A 973-nucleotide genomic window follows, 5' to 3' on the forward strand; every position below is an offset into this window, starting at 1 on the left:
CTGGGTTTGAGGGGGCAGCCCCACCATCCCGGAGGTCCTCATGTCGCTCCGCCCGACCCCGTGCTGTGATGTCCCGGCCGCAACGGCAGCCATCGCGCGTGCCGCGTTCCCGCATGGCAGCCCCTATCTGCGCCTGCGTGACCACCTTGGGACGATCTTTACCGATGCCCAGTTCGCGTCCCTCTTTGCCCTTTGCGGACAGCCGGCCGCATGCCCGTGGCGACTGGCGCTGGTGAGCTTGCTGCAGTTCGCTGAGAGCCTCTCTGATCGGCGGGCGGCTGATGCGGTCCGCAGCCGCATCGATTGGAAGTACCTGCTGGGCCTGGAACTGACCGACCCTGGCTTCGACGCCTCTGTTCTCAGCGAGTTTCGCGGTCGTCTGGTGGCGGGAGGCTTAGAAGAGCAACTCCTTAATACGCTTCTGGTCCTGTGCCGGGAGCACAAGCTGCTGAGCGCCCGAGGCCGTCAGCGCACCGACTCGACCCATGTGCTCGGAGCCGTCCGTTCCCTGAACCGTCTCGCCTGCGTGACCGAGACCATGCGGGCGGCCCTCAATGTCTTGGCGTCCGCGGCTCCCGCATGGTTGCGCGCCCATGCCAATCCCGCCTGGATCGAGCGCTATGGCAGGCGGGCCGACAACTATGATGTCCCGCAAGGCGAGGCGAAGCGGCGCGCCTATGCCGAGCAGATCGGGCGTGATGGTCATCAGCTGCTTGCTGCCATCATGGCTCCTGGTGCACCAATCTGGCTGCGTGAGATCCCGGCCATTGAGCTGCTGCGGCAGGTTTGGGTGCAGAATTTCTGTCTCACCGACCAAGCTCAGACCGGAGAACCTGAGGCTGGCCCATTCTCTGAGACCACTCCCCGGGTGCAGTGGCGGACCGACCATGAGGGATTTCCGCCCTCCCTGCTGATGGCCGGATCACCCTACGATCCAGAGGTCCATTATGCCAATAAGGGGACGACAACCTGG

1 protein-coding gene is annotated in these 973 nt (G+C 64.7%); it reads left to right on the plus strand.

Annotated elements, in window-relative coordinates:
- Nucleotides 1–40: 40 nt before the first annotated feature.
- The coding region (locus FS320_RS44130; protein WP_162003654.1) for a transposase at nt 41–973 on the plus strand (933 nt) is incomplete at its 3' end.

The organism is Microvirga tunisiensis (assembly GCF_009296175.1).
Lineage (GTDB): Bacteria > Pseudomonadota > Alphaproteobacteria > Rhizobiales > Beijerinckiaceae > Microvirga > Microvirga tunisiensis.